Raw genomic sequence first — 19554 nt, forward strand, 5'->3', positions numbered from 1 at the left:
ACTCAGCCACCGAACACCTGCCTCCCATCACGCGACTCGCATTCGACGGGAACAACGTGTTGAGAAACTACAGTTAGGTGCGTGGCGGTTGCGCAGGCGAGCCTGCTGCCCAACCTGAACACACCCCGCTTCGGCGGGGTTTTTCATGCGTCAGGGTCAGCACAGCCTGCACCCCACCCCTCGTTTTCTGACTCGTCATACCCAACGTGCCGCCCTGATCTGGCGCGGTGCTCCGCCTTGGCCGCAGGTTCTGGCGTGGCGTAACACGACGCGGCTGCCAGCCAGGCGAGAAAAAAGTCACGAAATACCACACAACCAATGCTCTTAATGACTAATTCTGTGCGGTCTTGCGTCATATCAAGAGTACTTAAGATTTCTTTTTATAAAATTAGATAGGTTTTTATAGCTATTTCCAACTAATTATTGACCACGTGATGACCGTTTCGCACTTCACCACGCCCAGCGTTGGCCCATCGATCCACTCGCCTTCCACGCCTTGCGCTATGTCCGCTGCGCCGGCCCCGCGTCGCCGCTCCCGATCGCGCACTTGGGTCGTCGCCCGTGCCCTGGCCCTGTGGACCGGTGTCACGCTGGGTATGGCCGCGCCGGCGGCAGCACAGTTGGCCGTCAACGCCGGCTTTGACACGCTGAACTGCGGCACCGGAGGCACCGACTCAGCCCCCCTCGTCGATGCGGCAGGCGGCCTGACCTACACCAACATGATCTGCACGAACGGGCCGGCCTACTCTGCCATCCGCGCCAGCGGCTATGGCGTGGGAACCACCTCGAATTCACACGTTGCCACGCCCTTCGTCGGCATGACAGGCGAAATAAGCCGCCCCGGCGAGCGTTTCTCGCTGACCAGTGTGATGGCTACCTCTGCCTGGAGGGACGGCATGACGGTCACCTGGACAGGCTACCGCGGCGCGACGACCGTCGGGACTGTCGTCCATACCCCCTTGGCGACGGGGCCCACCCTGGTCGACCTGAGCGCACTCAGCAACGTGGATCGCGTGACCATCGCACGCAGCGGTGGCACTTTGCACCCCGGTTACGACGCCGGTTGGGAGGGTGACAACGTCGTCCTCGACAACCTGCGCTACACCTTGCTGCCCTCGCAAGTGACGATCGCCGTCACGCCGCCGACCAACGGCACTTTGACGTGCACGCCCAACCCGGTGTCGATTGGCGAGACCATCACCTGCACTGCCACCCCGGCCGCCAACTACGTGCTGACAGGCTTTACCGGCTGCACCCGCGTGGGCACCACCAACACCTGCACGCTGACCAACGTCCTGGCGCCAGCGACGATCTCGGCTGCGTTCGCGCTGGTGACCTATCCCGTCACCGCGACACCGCCCACCAACGGTACGCTGAGTTGCACGCCCAATCCGGTGCCGCATGGCTCGAGCACGACCTGCACGGCGGTGCCCGATGCCACGTATGAGCTGACCGCGTTCACCGGCTGCACGCGCAACGGCTCGACCAACACCTGTACGCGGACCAACGTCACCGCGCCGGCCACGGTTTCCGCCGCGTTTGCGCGCGCGCCCGTCACCATCGCCATCACGTCGCCCACCAACGGTACGCTGAGCTGCACACCCAACCCGGTCGCCTTCGGCGGCAACGCCACCTGCACCGCGACGCCCGCGCCCGGCTTCGAGCTGACCGGCTTCACTGGCTGCACCCGCGTTGGCATGACCAACACCTGCACCCTGACCAACGTGTCGGCGGCCACGACAGTGGCGGCAAGCTTCGGCGTGCCCGTGCCCACGCTGAACGAATGGGCGCTGATGCTGCTGGGCCTGGGCGCGGCCGGGCTGGGCGCGCGGCGGCTGCGTCGGCAAAACTGATCGCCAACTCGGCTGTATCGGCAAACCCCGCTGCGGCGGGGCTTCTTTCGTGGGCGAAGACGATGCGGCTCTGCCAAATTGCTATCGAATCGGAAGCTGCCTGCGCAAGCTGATCTTGTGTGAGCGAGGAATATTGAGCTTCAGTTCCGCCGCATCGTTGTGTCGACTTTCCCAAAGAGGTCGGCAGTGACTGCGGCCATGCGCGCGGTGGTTACGCGGCAAAAAGCCCCGCACTGCGGGGCTTTCCGGGGAGCGCGAGAGCTCCTTAGAATGACTCAAATGCTATCGAATAGATAGCCGACAGCGCTTATTGCTGTAACGCTGACGGCCACTTTGATGATCAACCCTTGTAGTTGGCCACGCCGTCGGTGATTTCCTTGTGGGCGGCTTCGACGCCTTCCCAGCCTAGCACCTTGACCCACTTGCCGGCTTCGAGATCCTTGTAGTGCTCGAAGAAGTGGCTGATGGCCTTCAGGCGCATCGGGTTGACGTCGTCGACCTTCTTCCAGTGGCTGTAGATGGGCAGGATCTTGTCAGTGGGCACGGCGAGGACCTTGCCGTCGACGCCGGCTTCGTCTTCCATCTTGAGGATGCCCAGTGCGCGGCAGGTGACGACCACGCCCGGCACCAGCGGGTAAGGGGTGATGACAAGCACGTCCACCGGGTCGCCGTCGCCCGACAGGGTCCGCGGCACGTAGCCGTAGTTGGTCGGGTAGTACATGGCGGTGGTCATGAAGCGGTCGACGAAGATCGCGCCCGATTCCTTGTCCACTTCGTACTTGATCGGGTCGGCGTTCATCGGGATCTCGATGACCACGTTGAATTCTTCGGGGGCCTTCTTGCCGGGGGTCACGTTGTGCAGGGACATGCGTTGTTTTCGGTTGTGGGTAGGTGGAACGGGAACTCGGGATTAACCCTGATTTTACTTTCGCGCCCCTTGCGGGCCGCCGAATTGTCACGTTTTCGGGCTAAATTCGTCATGTTGGCCAATCGACAGCCCCGCGCGGGTGCGAGGAAGCAACGCAGCGGAGGAGACCGGTTGCGTTGCCCCCCATCAAGGCCAATGCCCGTGCTCCTCCACAAGCGCAACCGCTTTGAGTGAGGAGACTCCCCATGACAGGACATTCGGCGCTGATATTGGCGCTTGTGTGCGGGCTGATCGCCGTGGCCTACGGCTTCTGGGCGCGCGGCTGGATTCTTTCGCAGGACGCGGGCAACCCGCGCATGCAGGAGATCGCCGCCGCCATCCAGACCGGCGCAGCGGCTTACCTGGCGCGCCAGTACAAGGCCATTGCCATCGTGGGCGTGGTGCTGGCCATCCTGATCGCGCTGGCGATCGACGTGACCACGGCGGTCGGCTTTGTCGTCGGCGCGGTGCTGTCGGGCGCATGTGGCTTCATCGGCATGAACGTGTCGGTGCGGGCCAACGTGCGCACGGCGCAGGCGGCCACGCGCGGCATCGGGCCGGCGCTGGACGTAGCCTTTCGCGGCGGCGCCATCACCGGCATGCTGGTGGTGGGCCTGGGCCTGCTGGGCGTGGCGGCGTTCACCTGGTTCCTGCTGGGGCGCGCCGACGGCACGACCACGCCGCTGGCCACGCTGCTGAACCCGCTGATCGGCTTTGCCTTCGGCTCGTCGCTGATCTCGATCTTTGCGCGCCTGGGCGGCGGCATCTTCACCAAGGGCGCCGATGTAGGTGCCGACCTGGTGGGCAAGGTCGAAGCCGGCATCCCCGAGGACGACCCGCGCAACCCGGCGGTGATCGCCGACAACGTGGGTGACAACGTGGGCGACTGCGCCGGCATGGCGGCCGACCTGTTTGAAACCTACGCCGTGACGCTGATCGCCACCATGGTGCTGGGCGCGCTGATGGTGACGGGCGGGCAGATGCAGGCGGTGATGTACCCGCTGGCGCTGGGCGCGGTGAGCATCGTGGCGTCCATCGTCGGCACCTTCTTCGTCAAAGCCAGCGCGGGCATGAAGAACGTGATGCCGGCGCTGTACAAGGGCTTGGCGATTGCGGGCGTGCTGTCGCTGATCGCGTTTTACTTCGTCACCGCCTGGATCATCCCGGACAACGCCATCGCCGCCAGCGGCAGCGTGATGCGCTTGTTTGGCGCCTGCGTGGTCGGCCTGGTGCTGACGGCGGCGCTGGTGTGGATTACCGAGTACTACACCGGCACGCAGTACAAGCCCGTGCAGCACGTGGCGCAGGCCAGCACCACCGGCCACGCGACCAACATCATTGCCGGCATCGGCGTCAGCATGAAGTCCACGGCTTGGCCGGTGCTGTTCGTCTGTGTGGCCATCATCGCCGCGTACTGGCTGGGCGGGCTGTACGGCGTGGCCGTGGCCGCCATGTCGATGCTGAGCATGGCCGGCATCGTGGTGGCGCTGGACGCTTACGGCCCCATCACCGACAACGCCGGCGGCATCGCCGAGATGGCCGAATTGCCCCCCAGCGTGCGCGACATCACCGACCCGCTGGACGCGGTGGGCAACACCACCAAGGCGGTGACCAAGGGCTACGCCATCGGCTCAGCCGGGCTGGCGGCGCTGGTGCTGTTTGCCGACTACACGCACAAGCTGGACGTGTTTGGCGCCAAGGTCAGTTTTGACTTGAGCGACCCAATGGTCATCGTTGGCCTGTTCATCGGCGGGCTGATCCCCTACCTGTTCGGCGCCATGGCAATGGAGGCGGTGGGCCGCGCCGCCGGCAGCGTGGTCGAAGAGGTGCGCCGCCAGTTCCGCGAGATCAAGGGCATCATGACCGGCGAGGCCAAGCCCGAGTACGGCCGCGCGGTCGACATGCTGACGGGCGCCGCCATCAAGGAAATGATGATCCCGTCGCTGCTGCCGGTGGTGGTGCCGATCCTGGTCGGCCTGCTGCTGGGGCCGAAGGCGCTGGGTGGCCTGCTGATGGGCACCATCGTTACCGGCCTGTTCGTCGCCATTTCGATGTGCACGGGCGGCGGCGCGTGGGACAACGCCAAGAAGTACATCGAAGACGGCCACCACGGTGGCAAGGGCAGCGACGCGCACAAGGCCGCCGTCACCGGCGACACCGTGGGCGACCCCTACAAGGACACGGCCGGCCCCGCTGTCAACCCGCTGATCAAGATCATCAACATCGTGGCGCTGCTCATCGTGCCGCTGGTGGTCAAGTTCCACCCCGGCGCGGTGACCGAGGCACCGACCGTCACACCGGCGGCCGTGACCGCGCCCGCAGCGGGCGCCACCATGATCGGCGCTGCAGGCGCCCAGCCGGACGCCGATTCGGTGCAGGTTGAGGGCGAGGTGGTGCGCTTTTACTTCGCCACCAGCAAGGCCAACCCGCACCCCGACAGTGCGCGCGCGCTGCAGGTCATCGTGGACGGCGTGAAGGCCGGGCGCAAGGCGGTCGTCAGCGGCTACGTCGACAGCACCGGCAGCGCCGCCGCGAACGAAGCCATCGCCAAGCAACGCGCCTTCGCCGTGCGCGACCTGCTGAAAAGCCTGGGCGTGGCCGACGACCAGATCGAGCTGGCCAAGCCCGCCGACATCCAGGCCGGCAGCGGCGCGCAGGCGCGGCGTGTGGAGGTGACGCTGCGCTGACCCGGTCACCCCGCCTTTGAACCCAGGGCAGCCACGCGCTGCCCTATTTCTTGAGCAGCGTTGTCCTGCGACTTGCTACATAAAAAGAAGCTGTCCGCGCAATTGGCTGTAAGGCCAGCGCGCGAAAAGGCTTGAAATTCACTGCACACGGCACAGCGGACGCCCGGGCAAAGTGCACACCGTCGCGCCGCCCGTCACGGCACCTATGCATCGCGCGCCGCCAGACGGCCCGGCGCCGCGTATGCTCCGGCTGCGGCCTTGCGTGGTACAACGCCCGGTCGCCCTCTTCTTCCGTCTGTCGCCGACCCGGCCCTTTGCGCATGACCCCACCGAACCAGGCCCCCCAGCCGGTGCACGAACCGCACCAGCCGATTTCCGAGTACTACCGGACCGAAGCCGAACGCGCCGGCTTCCTGCGCGAGATCTTCGATTCGACGGCCACCGACTACGACAAGGTCGAGCGCCTGCTGGCCCTGGGCACCGGCCCCTGGTACCGGCGCCAGGCGCTCAAGCGCGCGGGCCTGGCGCCCGGCATGCAGGTGGTGGACGTGGGCTTTGGCACCGGCCTCGTGGCCAAGGAGGCGATCGCCATCATCGGCAACCCGGCCCTGCTGACCGGCGTGGACCCGAGCCCGGCGATGATGGGCGCCAGCCCGCTGGCCGGCAAAGTCAAACAGGTCGAAGGCAAGGCCGAAAGCATTCCGCTGCCCGACGCCTGCGCCGACTTCATCAGCATGGGTTACGCGCTGCGCCACATCGGTGACTTGAGCGCGGCCTTCCGCGAATTCCACCGCGTGCTCAAACCCGGCGGGCGCCTGTGCATTCTGGAAATCACCAAGCCCGAAGGCGCGGTCGGCACGGCGCTGCTCAAGGGCTACATGCGCGGCTGGGTGCCGCTGGCCGCGTGGCTGTCGCGTTCGGCCACCCACACGCCCAAAATCTGGCGCTATTACTGGGACAGCATCGAAGCCTGCGCGCCGCCGCAGCGCATTCTGGAGACCCTCAAGGCCGCCGGTCTGGCCGACGCCAACCGGCATGTCGAGCTGGGCACCTTCTCCGAGTACCGTGCCCGCAAGCCGGGCTGAGGGCGGCGCGGCGCGCAACCCCCGGCACTGTCATCTGCTGCCCGATGCGCCCCACAAACGCTGCCCCATTGCCCCCGGCGCCCGGCCTGGCCACGCGCCGCGCTTGGCTGGCGACCGGTGCGCTGGTGCTGCTGCCGCTGGCCGGCTGCGTACCCCCCATCCGCCCTGTGCAGGACCGCATGGACCGCGTGCTTGACCTGGCCCAGCCCGGCGCGCGCGCGCGCACGCTGCTGGTGCTGCTGCCCGGCGCCTACGACACGCCGCAGGACTTCATTCGCGAAGGCTTCGTCGTCGCCGTGCGCGAACGCCAGCTGCCCGTCGACCTGCTGCTGCTGGACGCGCACACCGGTTACTACACGTCGCAGCAAATCGTTGACCGCCTGCTGAACGAGGTGGTGCGCCCGGCGCGCGAACAAGGCTACGCGCGCATCTGGCTGGTCGGCATCTCGCTGGGCGGCTACGGCTCGCTGCTGTTCACGCGCGAACATGCCGACCTGATCGACGGTGCCTTCGTCATGGCCGCCTTCCTCGGCCGGCGCGACCTGCCCGCGGCCATCGGCCAAGCCGGTGGCCTGCGCACGTGGGACGGCCAGTTGGACGGCGCCGACGCGCACGACCTGGCCCTGTGGCGCTGGCTGCGCGAGCGCGCCCTCAGCCCCGGCCCGCAGCGCCCGCCGCTGTGGATCGGCTACGGCGACGACGACCGCTTCGTCGCCAGCAACCGCCTGATCGCCGCCACCTTGCCGCCCGCGCAAGTGCTGGTCACCGACGGCGGCCACGCCTGGGCGCCCTGGCGACGCCTGTGGGACAGGTTTCTGGACCTGCGGGCCTGGTGAATCCTTTCGGCTGAGCGCGCCGGGCTGACGCGGCCCCTGCGTACGCCTGCGCCGCCGCGCCAACACAGGTCCCCTTCCCTCGGCCACGGGCTGGTCCACGCGCGCCCGTCCCGCGCCGACCTGGGAATACCCCAGCATGACGGAATTGTTTCGGTGGCTCAGAATTTATTCACCGACCGACCGGTCGGCGTATCTTTTCCAGCCACACGGTTGGCCCATCCCCACCCACTCCCCACGCCCATGACAAGACAGGTCCCCGCTTACTTTCAGCCCACCCCGATCGCGCTTGGCATGGCCGGCTTCGCCATCGCCCTCTCGCTGGCCGCTTGCGGCGGTGGCAACGACGACGACACGCCGCAGCCGCCCGTCAACCAGGTCAAGGCCGCCTGCCTGGCGCTGCCGGGTCAGGCCTTGTCGGACGCCAAGGTCACGGCCACCAAGTGGTACGACGCCGATGCCGCACTGGGCACGCCGGGCTTGTGCCAGGTGCTGGCCACGCGCGCGCCGTACCTGGACATGGAAGTGGTGGTGCCCGACGGCTGGTCCGGCCGGCTGTGGCAACAGGGCGGCGGCGGGTTTGACGGCAGCATTCCCTCTGCCTTGACGCTGGACGCCGCTGGCCACCTGACTGCGCTGAACCTCGCGGTGCAGAAGTACGGCGCGGTCTACGCCGCGTCCAACGGCGGCAACCGCAGCATGGTCCCTGACCAGGCCGGCCCGCTGGTGTTCGTCAACGGTACGCCCGAAGGCGCGCAAAGCGCCAAGGACTTCGCCTACGCATCGCTGGACACCACGCAGCAAGTGGCGCGCGCCGTGGTGTCGAAGTTCTTCGCGCAGTCGCCCAAGTACAGCTACTTCAACGGCTGCTCCAACGGCGGCCGCAACGCCTACATCGCGGCCGAACGCTGGCCCGACCGTTACGACGGCATCGTGTCCGGTTGCGAAGGCATGGACATGGCTGGCCAGACCGCCGCGTGGATGGACATGGCGCGCCGCGTCGGCACGCCAGCGATGCCAAGCCAGGCGCAGTGGACGGCCACCTACCAGGCCGCTCTGGCCGCCTGCGACGGGCTGGACGGCGTGCAGGACGGCATCATCAACAACGCCGCCGCCTGCCACTTCGACGTGGCCAGCCAGGCCTGCGGCGCCGCAGGCGCCAGCGCCGACCCATCGGTCTGCCTGAGCCCGGCGCAGCTGCAAACCGTGCAGGACCTGCTGGGCGACATGAAGGGCCCGTCGGGCGAAAAGGTTTACACCGGCTATGGCTGGGCCAACTGGTCTGCGCCCACCTACGGCCGCCTGGGCGGCGGCTTCATGGCGCTGGCCACGGGCGACAGCGCGTGGGTCACCTCGCCCGCCAAGCAGGCCAGCTACACCGTGGCGTCCGACTACGCCTTGACCGCCGCGAGCCTCAACGCCATCGGCGCCGACCACCACAAGCCCGCCATCGCGGCCTACATCGCGTCGGGCAAGAAGCTGCTGCACTGGCACGACGGCGCCGACAACCTGCTGTCTTGGCGCGACCACGTCCATAACGTTGAAGCCATGCACGCGCTGGCGCAGCAGGCCGGGCTGAAGAACCCGGCTGACAACAGCCGCATGTTCATCGTGCCGGGCACCTCGCATGCCGGCGGCAACCCGCTCACCGTGGTGGACTGGGCCGGCGCCATCACCGCCTGGGTCGAAAAAGGCCAGGCCCCCGCGCAGCTGACCGTCAACCTGCCCAAAGCCTCGCCCGCGCGCACCCTGCCCGTGTGCCCGTACACGGCCTACCCACAGTACAGCGGCAGCGGCGATGTGAATTTGGCGGCCAGCTACCGCTGCGTCGACAACGCTCCTTGAGCCCCGCACCAACCCGCTTGTAGCCCGCGCGGCGCAGCGCTATAAAGCGCCGAACAGTCGCCGCGCCCGCCCCCGCTCGCGCAGTGGCAGCGCCCTTTCTTGCAGGAGCCCATCCCATGCGCACCCTGACCGACCAACTGGCCCAGTACGCCGCCTACCACCGCGACCGGCGCAACATCGCCACGCACTTTGTCGGCATCCCGATGATCGTGCTGGCCGTGCAGGTGCTGCTGTCGCGCCCGCTGCTGGGCGACGTGGCGGGTGTGCCGGTCACGCCCGCGCTGCTGGTCACGGCGCTGACCTGCGCCTACTACCTGTGGCTGGACCGGCCGCTGGGCGTGCTGATGGCGCTGCTGATGGCCGCCGGCCTGGCGCTGGCCTGGCCGCTGGCGGCGCAGACCGCGGCGCTGTGGCTGTGGAGCGGCATCGGCCTGTTCGTGCTCGGTTGGGTGATCCAGTTCGTCGGCCACATCTGGGAGGGGCGCAAGCCGGCGTTTGTGGACGACCTGGTCGGCCTGGTCATCGGCCCGTTGTTCGTGGTGGCCGAGATCGTCTTTGCCCTGGGCGGGCGGCGCGCGCTGCACGCGGCGATCGAGCAGCGCGCCGGCCCGTTGCGCAGCGGGCGCCAGGCGCTGGGCACGCACTGATGGCGGTGCCCAGGGGCGGGCCGGATAACTATCTTTTGAATAGCTGCCTGCGCAGGTGGTTGTAGGGCTGTTGCCCGATTTCTTCCTGAATTTCTGATACTCGCTGGCGCATACCCGTTGGACGGTGCCCGCCGCCCGATCTGCGCAACAATGCGCGGATGCAACTGAACTTCATCGCCAACGAATCCGTCGCGTCCGCCAGCGGGCGCACCCTGCCGGTGATCGACCCGTCGGACGGCCAGGTCTTTGACGAGATCCAGCGCAGCGACGAACGCGACATCGACGCCGCCGTGCGCGCCGCGCGCAGCGCCTTTGACGGGCCGTGGGGCCAGCTGTCGGCGGCCGAGCGCGGGCGCCTGCTGCTGGCGCTGGCCGCCAAGGTCGAACAGCACGTGGACGAGCTCGCGGCGCTGGAGCAGCGCGACTGCGGCAAACCCACCAAACAGGCGCGCGCCGACGCGACCGCGCTGGTGCGCTACTTCGAGTTCTACGCCGGCGCCTGCGACAAGTTCCATGGCGAAACCCTGCCCTACCAGAACGGCTACAGCGTGCTGACCTGGCGCGAGCCACATGGCGTCACCGGCCACGTCATCCCCTGGAACTACCCGATGCAGATCTTCGGGCGCAGCGTGGGCGGCGCGCTGGCGGCGGGCAACTGCTGCGTCGTCAAACCGGCCGAAGACGCCTGCCTGAGCCTGATCCGCGTGGCGCAGCTGGCGGCCGAGGTCGGCTTTCCGCCCGGCGCCATCAACATCGTCACCGGCTACGGCCACGAAGTGGGCGACGCGCTGGCGCGCCACCCGGGCATCGACCACATCAGCTTCACCGGCAGCCCCAAGGTTGGCACGCTGATCCAGCAGGTCGCGGCTGAACGGCATTGCCCGGTCACGCTCGAACTGGGCGGCAAAAGCCCGCAGATCGTGTTTGCCGACGCCGACCTGGACGCCGCCATCCCCGTCATCGTCAACGCCATCGTGCAGAACGGCGGCCAGACCTGCTCGGCCGGCTCGCGCGTGCTGATCGAGCGGAGCATCTACGACCAGTTGCTCGGCCGTCTGGGACAGGCCTTCGAAGCGCTGCGCGTGGGCCCCGCGGCGATGGACCTGGACATCGGCCCGCTGATTCGCCAGAGCCAGCAGCAGCGCGTGTGGGATTTCCTGTCGGACGCGCAGTCGTCGCACATCCCGGTGGTCGCACAGGGCCAGATCGTCGACGAAGCGCCCGAGACCGGGTTCTACCAGGCGCCGGTGCTGCTGGCCGACGTGCCGGTGCGCCACCGCGTGGCGCAGGAAGAGGTGTTCGGCCCGGTGCTGGCGGCGATGCCCTTCGACGACGAAGACCACGCGGTGGCCCTGGCCAACGCCACGCCGTTCGGCCTGGTCGCCGGCGTGTGGACGCAGGACGGCGCGCGCCAGTTCCGCATGGCCAAACGCGTGAAGGCCGGCCAGGTCTTCATCAACAACTACGGCGCCGGCGGTGGCGTGGAGTTGCCCTTTGGCGGCTACAAGTCCAGCGGCTACGGGCGCGAAAAAGGCTTTGAGGCGCTGTACGGCTTCACCGTGCTGAAGACGGTGGCGTTCAAGCACGGCTGAAACGCTCCGTTATTGGTAGCTGGCCGCGCAGATCCACGTAGCGCTGCAGCCCGATTTGCCTTGAAAATTTGGCATCAATCGCTGCCTGGGAACGCGGTTCGCGCCTCATCAAATCGCGCGACCAGTTCGCGCCGCAAGCTGCGCCGCAACTCGGCCGCGTGGTGGCGTCGGCGTTGGATCGGGGTTTGTGGCAACCAGGGCGGCACTTCGGCGGGCTTGCCGTCGTCGCCCACGGCCACCATGGTGAAGAAGCAGCTGTTGGCGTGGCGCACGACGCGCTTGCGGATGTTTTCGGTCACGACCTTGACGCCGATTTCCATCGAGGTGCGGCCGGTGTAGTTGATGCTGGCCAGAAAGGTGACCAGCTCGCCCACGTGGATCGGCTGCAGGAAGGTGACCTGGTCGACCGACAGCGTGACCACGTAGCGCCCGGCGTAGCGGCTGGCGCAGGCGTAGGCGACCTGGTCGAGCAGTTTGAGGATGGAGCCGCCGTGCACGTTGCCGGAAAAATTGGCCATGTCGGGCGTCATCAGCACCGTCATGCTGAGCTGGTGCTGGGCGTCTTCGCTGGCTGGGTCGGGGCTCATGGGGTGCATCCCATCAAAAAAAAGCCCGGCGAACCGGGCGGGTGTGGCAGCACGCGATCAGCGGCGCCCGCCCAGCAGGCCGCCACCCATCTTCAGCAGATCGGCCAGGTCGACGTCACCGTCGCCGTCCTGGTCGAGCACGGCGTTCATCAGACCGCCGCCCAGGCCACCGCGTTGCTGCATCTGCGCGCGCTCCTGGCCCAGCATGCTGCCCAGGCCGCCCGCGTCCACGCCGCGCGCCATGACCTGCTTGGCCAGAAAGGCCATGACGATGGGCGCCAGGATCTTCAGCAGATTGCCGGCCTGGCCGCTGTTCATGCCCGTGACCTGGCCCAGGCCGCTTTCGGCGCGCGATTGCTGGCCACCGAAGATGTGGCCGAGGATGCCACCGGCGTCCATCTGACGGCTGGCCGGCGCGCCACCGCCCAGCACGCTGCCCAGCAGACCGCCCAGGCCACCCATCGCACCGGCGCTGCCACCGCCGCCGCCGAGCAGGCCGCCCAGCAGACCACCCAGGTCCATGGCGCCACCGCCGCCACCGTGGTCGCGCTGCAGCGCGCCGAGCAGGTCGGCCGCGCCGCCCGGTTGCTGGGCGTTGCGGCCCAGCGCGCCCATCAGCATCGGCAATGCCGCTTCAATGGCGCTGGCAGCGGTGTTGGGGTCGGTGCCCAGCTGCTGGGCAATCTGGCCGGTGGGCGCGCCCTGCAGTTGGCGCATCAAATCGTCGACGAGGGAAGCGTTCATGGTGTGTGCGGGCCTTTGCCAAAACAGTGGGAAGAAATCAAGGCGGCCATGGTAGTCCGTTTGCCGTCTGAGCGACATGGGGGCTACCCATCTGCTGGCTACACTGCGGGCTAGTTCACACCCCTGTCCGATTTTTGCCATGGAGAGCCCCCGCATGCGCGTCGCAGACAAGTCCATCATCGTCACCGGCGCCGGCGGCGGCATCGGCGAAGGCATTGCACGGCGGCTGGCGGCCGAAGGCGCGCGCGTCATCGTCAACGACCTGCAGGCCGCGCTGGGCGAGAAGGTGGCGGGCGAGATCAACGCCGCCGGCGGCCAGGCGCGCTTCGTGCACGCCGACGTGACCAAGGGCGCCGACTGGGCCACGCTGGTGCAGGCCGCGCAGGCCTTTGGCGGCGGCAAGCTCGACGCCATCGTCAACAACGCCGGCTGGACGCACCGCAACCGCCCGATGCTGGAAGTGAGCGAGGTCGAGTTTGACAAGGTCTACGACGTCAACATGAAAAGCATTTACTGGAGCGCCATCCACGGCGTGCCGGCCATGCGCCAGGCCGGTGGCGGCGGCTTCATCAACATCGCCTCCACCGCCGGCGTGCGCCCGCGCCCTGGGCTGACCTGGTACAACGGCAGCAAGGCGGCGGTGATCGTCACCAGCAAGTCGATGGCAGCCGAATTGGGCCCCGACAACATCCGCGTCAACTGCATCAACCCGGTGTTCAACCCCGACACCGGCCTGTCCGCCGAATTCGCCGGCGGCCCGGTGGACGAAGAACGCAAGGCCAAATTCCGCGCCACCATCCCCCTGGGGCGCTTTTCCACCGCGCTGGACGTCGCCAACGCCGCGCTGTACCTTGCCAGCGACGAGGCGGCGTTCATCAGCGGCGTGTGTATCGAGGTGGACGGGGCGCGCTGCGTATAACGCACGCGGCGCCTGGGTTTTTGAGAGAAATTGGGCCCTGACCCTGGACAGTATTGCGCTGCCAGCTATTCAATTCATAGCTATCGTACTACCGGTGCATCACACCCAGCGTGCCAGTTCCGCCACGTCTTCGGCAAACAACTGCCCTTTTTCCGCCTGCACCACGCGCCCGTCCTTGCCGCGCACCACGGTGACGGGCAGGCCATCGGGCTTTGGGTAAACCTTTGTCAGTTCAGGGCTGAGCCACACCGCGGGAAAGGTGTAGCCCTTGCGCGCCAGGTAGGCGGCGGCGTCTTCGGGCTTCTTGTCGATCGACAGCGCCAGCATCTGCAGCCCGCGCCCGCTTTGTGCTGCCCAGAGCTTTTGCATCTCGGGGCTTTGCTGCGCGCAGAACGGACACCAGCTGGCCCACCAATACAGGATGACGGGCTTGCCTTGCGCCTGCGCCGGGTCAAAGCGGCCACCGCCGATCAGCGGAGCGGGGGCCAGCGGCAGCGCCGTGCCGACCGCGGGCAGCGGCTGCGGCGCAGCTTTCTGCGCGGCGGCCCAGGCGGGCGCCAAGCCGATCGGCAACGCGGTCAAGAGCGTGCGCCGGGTGAGGGGCATTGGGGTGCCCATTTCGGGCCGGGTGCGGTCGTTGTCGGGCATGCCGCCATCGTAGCGGCGTGCGACGGGGTGCGCTGACGGTCGCTTGAGGCGCCCAAGCCTTGCACGCGGTCACGATGCGATTTTCAAGCATTTTCGGGCGCCAGCCCTGATACAGACTGCGCAGCCAGCTATCGTTTTAAAAGCAATCCGAAGTCGCACCGCGCCGCGCGGTCACCTATGCACCCGCCTGCACAGGTGCGCCGTGCGGGGGATAATTACTCCATGGGCGAACGCGTCATTCCCTTGGTCGATCTCCGCACGGCAACGCTGGCGGTGCCATCGGCTGCGACAACCGCACCCACCGGCACGCTGCTGGACGCGCGCGGTCGGCCATTGCGCGACCTGCGCATCAGCGTGACGGACCGCTGCAACTTCCGCTGCAGCTACTGCATGCCGAAAGAGGTGTTCGAAAAGACTTACACCTACCTGCCACACAGCGCGCTGCTGTCGTTCGAGGAAATCACGCGCTTGGCCGAACGCTTTGTGGCGCACGGCGTGCACAAGCTGCGGCTGACGGGCGGCGAGCCGCTGCTGCGCAAGGGCATCGAAACGCTGGTCGCCCAACTGGCCGCGCTGCGCACGCCGCAGGGCGAGCCGCTGGACATCACGCTGACCACCAACGGCAGCCTGCTGGCGCGCAAGGCCGAGGCACTGAAGGCCGCCGGCCTGCGCCGCGTGACCGTCAGCCTGGACGGGCTGGACGACGCCGTGTTCCGCGAGATGAACGACGTGGACTTCCCCGTCGCCAGCGTGCTGGCCGGCATCGAAGCGGCGCGCGCCGCGGGGCTGGGGCCGATCAAGGTCAACATGGTGGTCAAGCGCGGCACCAACGAGGCGCAGATCCTGCCCATGGCGCGGCATTTCCGTGGCAGCGGCATCGTGCTGCGCTTCATCGAATTCATGGACGTGGGCGCCACCAACGGCTGGCGCATGGACGAAGTGCTGCCATCAGACGAGGTGCTGGCGCTGCTGCAAAGCGAATTCGCCCTGGTGCCGCTGCAAGCCAGCCAGACCGGCGAGACGGCGCAGCGCTGGGGCTACGCCGGCGCCGATGGGCGGCACGACCCGGCGCTGGGCGAAGTGGGCTTCATCAGCAGCGTGACGCACGCCTTTTGCGGCGACTGCAACCGCGCGCGTTTGTCGATGGACGGCAAGCTGTTCCTGTGCCTGTTCGCCAGCCAGGGCTACGATTTGCGCGCGCTGCTGCGTGGCGGCGCCGACGATGCGGCGCTGGACGGCGCGCTGGCCGCCATCTGGCAAGGCCGCAGCGACCGCTACAGCGAGCTGCGCGCCAGCCTGCCGCCCGACACTGGCGCAGGCGGCCCCAAGCGGGTCGAAATGAGCTATATCGGCGGCTGAGGGCGTCCGCGGCGAGCGCCCTCGAAAGAAGCGACTTTATCGGACAGCCAATGTCATGTGAGTGCGTTAGGGTGAGCGGTCTGCTGCCTTGGCGCAGCGCTCTGATGAAGATCGTTTTATGAAGCTGTTCCGCCCCGCCGTTCCGCCGACCTCTTTCGATGGATCGGCAATGCCCTCTGCCCTGGGCCTGATTGCACGTGTTGGCCCCGCAGTGGCCGCGGTAGCCATGCTGGCCGCCTGTGCGCAGCCCGCCACGCAATCGACGAACCCACCGCCCATGAATCAACCGCCATCGTCCTCGATCGCACCGGCCGCACAGGCCGCCGATTTGGCACGCCAGCTGACCGCCTACGAATGGGAGCTGACCGGGGTGCGCGATGCCCGAGGCCAGAACGACGCCCACTGGCGGGTCACCGACCGCCCGCCGCTGCGCCTGTCCTTCAAGGAAGGTCGCGTGGCCGCGCAAAACCTGTGCAATGTGGTGGGTGCCGGTTACGAAGTCAACGGCACGCAGTTGCGCATCAGCCGTGGCATGGCCACGATGCGTGCATGCCCTGAGCCGGGCCTGATGGCGCTTGAGCAGCGCGTGTCGCAGCAGTTGCCGACCGCCGAGTCGGCAGAGATCAGGCCGGGCGCAGGGGGGGTTGATGCCCCACGACTCACGCTGCGCTTTGCCGATGGCAGCCAGTGGGAATTGGCCGGCGCGGCAACGCCAGAGACCCGTTACGGCTCGGCCGGCGAGCGCATGTTCCTGGAAGTCGCACCCAGAAAGGTGGCCTGCAATCACCCGCTGATGCGCAACGCCAAGTGTCTGCGCGTGCGCGACGTGCACTACAACACGCAAGGCGTCAAAACCTCGACCGGCCCCTGGCGCATCTTTCAGGGCAGCATCGAAGGCTACGAGCACCGCCCCGGCGTGCGCAACATCCTGCGCGTCAACCGCTATTCACGCGCGGTGAACGGGCAAATCCCCGCCGATGCACCAAGCCACGCCTATGTGCTGGACATGGTGGTGGAAACGCGCACCGCGCGCTAAGTGAATTTGCTCTGACAGCACGCCCGCGCATGTCCTCGCGCTGACGGTCCTTCGCGAGATTGGAACCAGCGCCCTCGCGCGAGGAGCCATGCTTGTCCGAAGGCGAGTGGCTCAGCGGGTATAACCAGTGCATGAGCACCCTTGCCGACGCCCCTTCCACCATTCCGCCCGACCAAATCACCGCCCTGCTGCTCGCGGGCGGCCGTGGCAGCCGCATGGGCGGCGTCGACAAGGGCCTGCAGAATTTTCACGGCACGCCTCTGGCTCTGCACGCGTTGCTGCGCCTTCAGCAGCAAAGCCTGCCGCCCGGCGAGGTGCTGATCAACGCGAACCGCAACCTGGCCGCGTACGAATCGTTCGGCGTCTCGGTCTGGCCCGATGCCCTGCCCGACTTCGCCGGCCCGCTGGCGGGGTTTCTCACCGGGCTTGAGCGCTGTGAGACGCCCTACCTGCTGACGCTGCCGTGCGACGTCCCCCATTTTCCGCTATCGCTTTGCGAGCGGCTTGCGTACGCCCTGCAAGCGGAAAACGCTGATATCGCCATGGCCGCCGCGCCCGAGGCCGACGACGCCGGACACACGCGCGTGCGCACGCAGCCGGTGTTCTGCCTGCTGCGCGCCGAGCTGCTGGAAAGCCTGGTGCGCTTCACCCATGGCGGCGGCCGCAAGATCGATGCGTGGACGGCGCAGCACCGGCAGGTGATTGTGCCTTTCGACACCCCCGACGACGACCCGCTCGCGTTCGCCAACGCCAACACGCTGGACGAACTGCGTCGCCTGGAAGGTGCTGCGCCCTGAACCCCCTTTGACCGGAGTCTTGCCATGGCCACCGCCGATACGCCCGTGATCCGCCTTCTGAGCGATGCCGACCTGCCCGCCTACAAGACGCTGCGCGACGCGGGCCTGAAGTCCGACCCCGAGGCCTTCACCTCCGACTTCGACAGCGCCACCGCCCTGCCCCCGGCCACCTACGCCACGCGGCTGGGCCGCCCGCCGGACGACCATTTCATCCTGGGCGCCTTCGCCGCAGACGGCAGCATGCTCGGTGCGGTGGTCTGCCAGCGCGAATCGCGCCTGAAGGAGCGCCACCGGGCCGAACTCGTCGGGATGATCATCACGCCGGACGCGCGCGGTCGCGGCCTGGGCAAGGCCTTGCTCAAGGAGTTTGGTGTGCTCGTGCGCCAACTGCCGGGCATCGAACACGTGGTGCTGAGCGTCACCGCCAGCAACCAGGCTGCCGTGCACTTATACGAAGCGGCGGGCTTTCAGCGCTACGGCCTGCTGCCGCGTGCGGTGCAGGTGGATGGCGTGTACCACGACAAGGCCTTGATGGTCAAAACGCTATGAACAAGCTAGCTGGCTACGCCCGCTGGTAGGCCTTTTCAGCCCCGTTCTCCTCAAATGGCTCTTCTGGCGCCCGCGCACGGCGGCGCGCTCTTGACGCATGAAATCGATTGAACAGATCGCCGCCGAACTGCAGGGCTACGACCCCAAGGCCCTGCCCGCCGACACCGTGAATGCGTTCCTGGCGGAGCTGGTCGAGCCGGTGACCGATGTCGAGCGCCTACCGCTCATGCAGGCGCTGGGCCGCGTGCTGGCCGAGGACATCGTCTCGCCCATCAGTGTGCCGCCGCACGACAACTCGGCGATGGACGGCTTCGCCTTCCGGGGCACGCAACTGGCGCCGGGTCAGCCGCTGACGTTGCGCGTCGTCGGCACGGCCCTGGCCGGCGCGGCCTGGCGCGGTGAGGTCGGCCCCGGCGAGTGCGTGAAGATCATGACGGGTGCCGTCATGCCGGAAGGGCTCGACACGGTGGTGCCGCAGGAATTCGCGCGCGTCGATGGCGACGCGGTGGAGATCCCGGCCAACGTGGTTCGGCTCGGTGACAACCGTCGCCATCTGGGCGAAGACCTCATGGCGGGCCAGGCGGCACTTCAAAAAGGCGAGCTGCTCGCGCCCGCTGCGCTTGGCTTGGTGGCCAGTTTGGGCATCGAATCCGTGCACGTGCTACGGCGCGTGCGCGTGGCGTACTTTTCCACCGGCGACGAAATCCTGAGTCTGGGCGAGGCGCCGCGCGAGGGCGCGGTGTACGACAGCAACCGCTACACCGTGTTCGGCCTGCTCACGCGACTGGGCTGCGAGGTGATCGATCTCGGCGTCGTCCCGGACGACCCGGCGCAGCTTGAAGCGGCCTTCCGCCAGGCCGCCGCGCGCGCCGACGCCGTGATCACCAGCGGCGGGGTCAGCGTCGGTGAAGCCGACCACACCAAGGCCATGATGCGCCAGCTGGGCGACGTGGTCTTCTGGCGCATCGCCATGCGGCCGGGTCGCCCGATGGCGGTGGGGCGCATCCCGCGTTCGCGCCTGACAAATGGTGCCGCTGCAGAACTGTCTATTTCAGCAAAATCGGCCTCCGGCCCTACTGCAGATTGCGCGGCCAGCTACCCGAAAGATAGCAACGCCGTGCTGTTCGGCCTGCCCGGGAACCCGGTGGCGGTGATGGTCACCTTCCTCGCCTTCGTGCGCCCGGCCTTGCTGCGCCTGATGGGCGCGCGCCCCCAGCCAACGGTGTACCTGCGCGCCGCCAGCGCCGAGCCGATCCGCAAAAAGCCCGGCCGCACCGAGTACCAACGGGGCATCGTTGCGCGCGATGCCGATGGGCGCCTGACGGTGCGGACCACTGGCAACCAGGGCTCGGGCGTGCTGTCGTCGATGGTGCAGGCCAACGGCCTGATTGTGCTGGGCCATGCCCAGGGCAACGTGGCGGCAGGCGATCTGGTCGAAGTGATGATGTTCGACGGCGCGATCTAAA

General features: G+C 67.7%; 17 protein-coding genes. 13 read left to right on the top strand and 4 right to left on the bottom strand.

Going from position 1 to position 19554, the window contains the following annotated elements:
• Positions 1–434 precede the first annotated feature (434 nt).
• On the top strand, positions 435–1853 hold the full coding sequence (locus FVQ98_RS17820; protein ID WP_147914804.1) for an IPTL-CTERM sorting domain-containing protein: 1419 nt from the start codon (positions 435–437) through the stop codon (positions 1851–1853).
• Positions 1854–2193: 340 nt separating this feature from the next.
• Here FVQ98_RS17820 and ppa read toward each other — a convergent pair whose 3' ends face one another.
• Positions 2194–2721, bottom strand: a complete 528-nt coding sequence (gene ppa / locus FVQ98_RS17825; protein ID WP_147914805.1) for an inorganic diphosphatase — start codon at positions 2719–2721, stop codon at positions 2194–2196.
• Between the two features lie 245 nt (positions 2722–2966).
• Here ppa and FVQ98_RS17830 point away from each other — a divergent pair, with 245 nt between their 5' ends.
• The 6 genes from FVQ98_RS17830 to FVQ98_RS17855 all read left to right on the top strand — a co-directional run bounded on the left by FVQ98_RS17830 (position 2967) and on the right by FVQ98_RS17855 (position 11449).
• Positions 2967–5447 (top strand): sodium-translocating pyrophosphatase, encoded by a 2481-nt coding sequence (locus FVQ98_RS17830; RefSeq protein WP_147914806.1) that lies wholly within the window; start codon positions 2967–2969, stop codon positions 5445–5447.
• Between the two features lie 320 nt (positions 5448–5767).
• A complete protein-coding gene (locus FVQ98_RS17835; RefSeq protein WP_147914807.1) occupies positions 5768–6532 on the top strand; it encodes a class I SAM-dependent methyltransferase in 765 nt (254 codons plus the stop codon).
• 44 nt (positions 6533–6576) lie between these two features.
• Positions 6577–7368 (top strand): alpha/beta hydrolase family protein, encoded by a 792-nt coding sequence (locus FVQ98_RS17840; RefSeq protein WP_147914808.1) that lies wholly within the window; start codon positions 6577–6579, stop codon positions 7366–7368.
• A gap of 240 nt (positions 7369–7608) precedes the next feature.
• Positions 7609–9210 (top strand): tannase/feruloyl esterase family alpha/beta hydrolase, encoded by a 1602-nt coding sequence (locus FVQ98_RS17845; protein ID WP_147914809.1) that lies wholly within the window; start codon positions 7609–7611, stop codon positions 9208–9210.
• A gap of 116 nt (positions 9211–9326) precedes the next feature.
• Complete coding sequence (locus tag FVQ98_RS17850; protein WP_147914810.1) at positions 9327–9857, top strand: Mpo1 family 2-hydroxy fatty acid dioxygenase; 531 nt, start codon at positions 9327–9329, stop codon at positions 9855–9857.
• 158 nt (positions 9858–10015) lie between these two features.
• A complete protein-coding gene (locus FVQ98_RS17855; RefSeq protein WP_147914811.1) occupies positions 10016–11449 on the top strand; it encodes an aldehyde dehydrogenase family protein in 1434 nt (477 codons plus the stop codon).
• Positions 11450–11523: 74 nt separating this feature from the next.
• On the opposite strand, the gene FVQ98_RS17860 is transcribed toward FVQ98_RS17855, so the two are convergent.
• Positions 11524–12036 carry an acyl-CoA thioesterase gene (locus tag FVQ98_RS17860; protein WP_147914812.1) on the bottom strand — a complete coding sequence of 171 codons (513 nt, stop codon included), beginning with the start codon at positions 12034–12036 and terminating at the stop codon, positions 11524–11526.
• Between the two features lie 57 nt (positions 12037–12093).
• The gene (locus tag FVQ98_RS17865) at positions 12094–12780 is read right to left on the bottom strand and encodes a DUF937 domain-containing protein (protein WP_147914813.1); all 687 of its coding nucleotides are present in this window, start codon (positions 12778–12780) and stop codon (positions 12094–12096) included.
• Positions 12781–12934: 154 nt separating this feature from the next.
• On the opposite strand from FVQ98_RS17865, the gene FVQ98_RS17870 reads away from it, so the two are divergent.
• On the top strand, positions 12935–13699 hold the full coding sequence (locus tag FVQ98_RS17870) for an SDR family oxidoreductase (protein ID WP_147914814.1): 765 nt from the start codon (positions 12935–12937) through the stop codon (positions 13697–13699).
• Positions 13700–13798: 99 nt separating this feature from the next.
• On the opposite strand, the gene FVQ98_RS17875 is transcribed toward FVQ98_RS17870, so the two are convergent.
• The gene (locus FVQ98_RS17875) at positions 13799–14347 is read right to left on the bottom strand and encodes a TlpA family protein disulfide reductase (RefSeq protein WP_255507843.1); all 549 of its coding nucleotides are present in this window, start codon (positions 14345–14347) and stop codon (positions 13799–13801) included.
• Positions 14348–14569: 222 nt separating this feature from the next.
• On the opposite strand from FVQ98_RS17875, the gene moaA reads away from it, so the two are divergent.
• The 5 genes from moaA (at position 14570) to moeA (ending at position 19553) form a co-directional block, all read left to right on the top strand.
• Complete coding sequence (gene moaA, locus FVQ98_RS17880; protein ID WP_147914815.1) at positions 14570–15706, top strand: GTP 3',8-cyclase MoaA; 1137 nt, start codon at positions 14570–14572, stop codon at positions 15704–15706.
• Between the two features lie 277 nt (positions 15707–15983).
• Positions 15984–16742 (top strand): META and DUF4377 domain-containing protein, encoded by a 759-nt coding sequence (locus FVQ98_RS17885; protein WP_187265795.1) that lies wholly within the window; start codon positions 15984–15986, stop codon positions 16740–16742.
• Positions 16743–16873: 131 nt separating this feature from the next.
• Positions 16874–17539 carry a molybdenum cofactor guanylyltransferase MobA gene (gene mobA, locus FVQ98_RS17890; protein WP_147914817.1) on the top strand — a complete coding sequence of 222 codons (666 nt, stop codon included), beginning with the start codon at positions 16874–16876 and terminating at the stop codon, positions 17537–17539.
• Positions 17540–17563: 24 nt separating this feature from the next.
• On the top strand, positions 17564–18088 hold the full coding sequence (locus FVQ98_RS17895) for a GNAT family N-acetyltransferase (RefSeq protein WP_147914818.1): 525 nt from the start codon (positions 17564–17566) through the stop codon (positions 18086–18088).
• A 97-nt stretch (positions 18089–18185) separates the two neighbouring features.
• Positions 18186–19553: a molybdopterin molybdotransferase MoeA gene (gene moeA, locus FVQ98_RS17900; RefSeq protein ID WP_147914819.1), complete on the top strand. Its 1368-nt coding sequence runs from the start codon at positions 18186–18188 to the stop codon at positions 19551–19553.
• Position 19554: the final 1 nt, after the last annotated feature.

Source organism: Ottowia flava (assembly GCF_008017535.1).
Lineage (GTDB): Bacteria > Pseudomonadota > Gammaproteobacteria > Burkholderiales > Burkholderiaceae_C > Ottowia > Ottowia flava.

What these genes read in the sequence shown, in the direction of transcription:
- FVQ98_RS17820 (WP_147914804.1), top strand. Translation starts at nt 435, where the DNA reads ATGACCGTTTCGCACTTCACCACGCCCAGCGTTGGCCCATCGATCCAC.
- ppa (WP_147914805.1), bottom strand. Translation starts at nt 2,721, where the DNA reads ATGTCCCTGCACAACGTGACCCCCGGCAAGAAGGCCCCCGAAGAATTC.
- FVQ98_RS17830 (WP_147914806.1), top strand. Translation starts at nt 2,967, where the DNA reads ATGACAGGACATTCGGCGCTGATATTGGCGCTTGTGTGCGGGCTGATC.
- FVQ98_RS17835 (WP_147914807.1), top strand. Translation starts at nt 5,768, where the DNA reads ATGACCCCACCGAACCAGGCCCCCCAGCCGGTGCACGAACCGCACCAG.
- FVQ98_RS17840 (WP_147914808.1), top strand. Translation starts at nt 6,577, where the DNA reads ATGCGCCCCACAAACGCTGCCCCATTGCCCCCGGCGCCCGGCCTGGCC.
- FVQ98_RS17845 (WP_147914809.1), top strand. Translation starts at nt 7,609, where the DNA reads ATGACAAGACAGGTCCCCGCTTACTTTCAGCCCACCCCGATCGCGCTT.
- FVQ98_RS17850 (WP_147914810.1), top strand. Translation starts at nt 9,327, where the DNA reads ATGCGCACCCTGACCGACCAACTGGCCCAGTACGCCGCCTACCACCGC.
- FVQ98_RS17855 (WP_147914811.1), top strand. Translation starts at nt 10,016, where the DNA reads ATGCAACTGAACTTCATCGCCAACGAATCCGTCGCGTCCGCCAGCGGG.
- FVQ98_RS17860 (WP_147914812.1), bottom strand. Translation starts at nt 12,036, where the DNA reads ATGAGCCCCGACCCAGCCAGCGAAGACGCCCAGCACCAGCTCAGCATG.
- FVQ98_RS17865 (WP_147914813.1), bottom strand. Translation starts at nt 12,780, where the DNA reads ATGAACGCTTCCCTCGTCGACGATTTGATGCGCCAACTGCAGGGCGCG.
- FVQ98_RS17870 (WP_147914814.1), top strand. Translation starts at nt 12,935, where the DNA reads ATGCGCGTCGCAGACAAGTCCATCATCGTCACCGGCGCCGGCGGCGGC.
- FVQ98_RS17875 (WP_255507843.1), bottom strand. Translation starts at nt 14,347, where the DNA reads ATGCCCGACAACGACCGCACCCGGCCCGAAATGGGCACCCCAATGCCC.
- moaA (WP_147914815.1), top strand. Translation starts at nt 14,570, where the DNA reads ATGGGCGAACGCGTCATTCCCTTGGTCGATCTCCGCACGGCAACGCTG.
- FVQ98_RS17885 (WP_187265795.1), top strand. Translation starts at nt 15,984, where the DNA reads ATGAATCAACCGCCATCGTCCTCGATCGCACCGGCCGCACAGGCCGCC.
- mobA (WP_147914817.1), top strand. Translation starts at nt 16,874, where the DNA reads ATGAGCACCCTTGCCGACGCCCCTTCCACCATTCCGCCCGACCAAATC.
- FVQ98_RS17895 (WP_147914818.1), top strand. Translation starts at nt 17,564, where the DNA reads ATGGCCACCGCCGATACGCCCGTGATCCGCCTTCTGAGCGATGCCGAC.
- moeA (WP_147914819.1), top strand. Translation starts at nt 18,186, where the DNA reads ATGAAATCGATTGAACAGATCGCCGCCGAACTGCAGGGCTACGACCCC.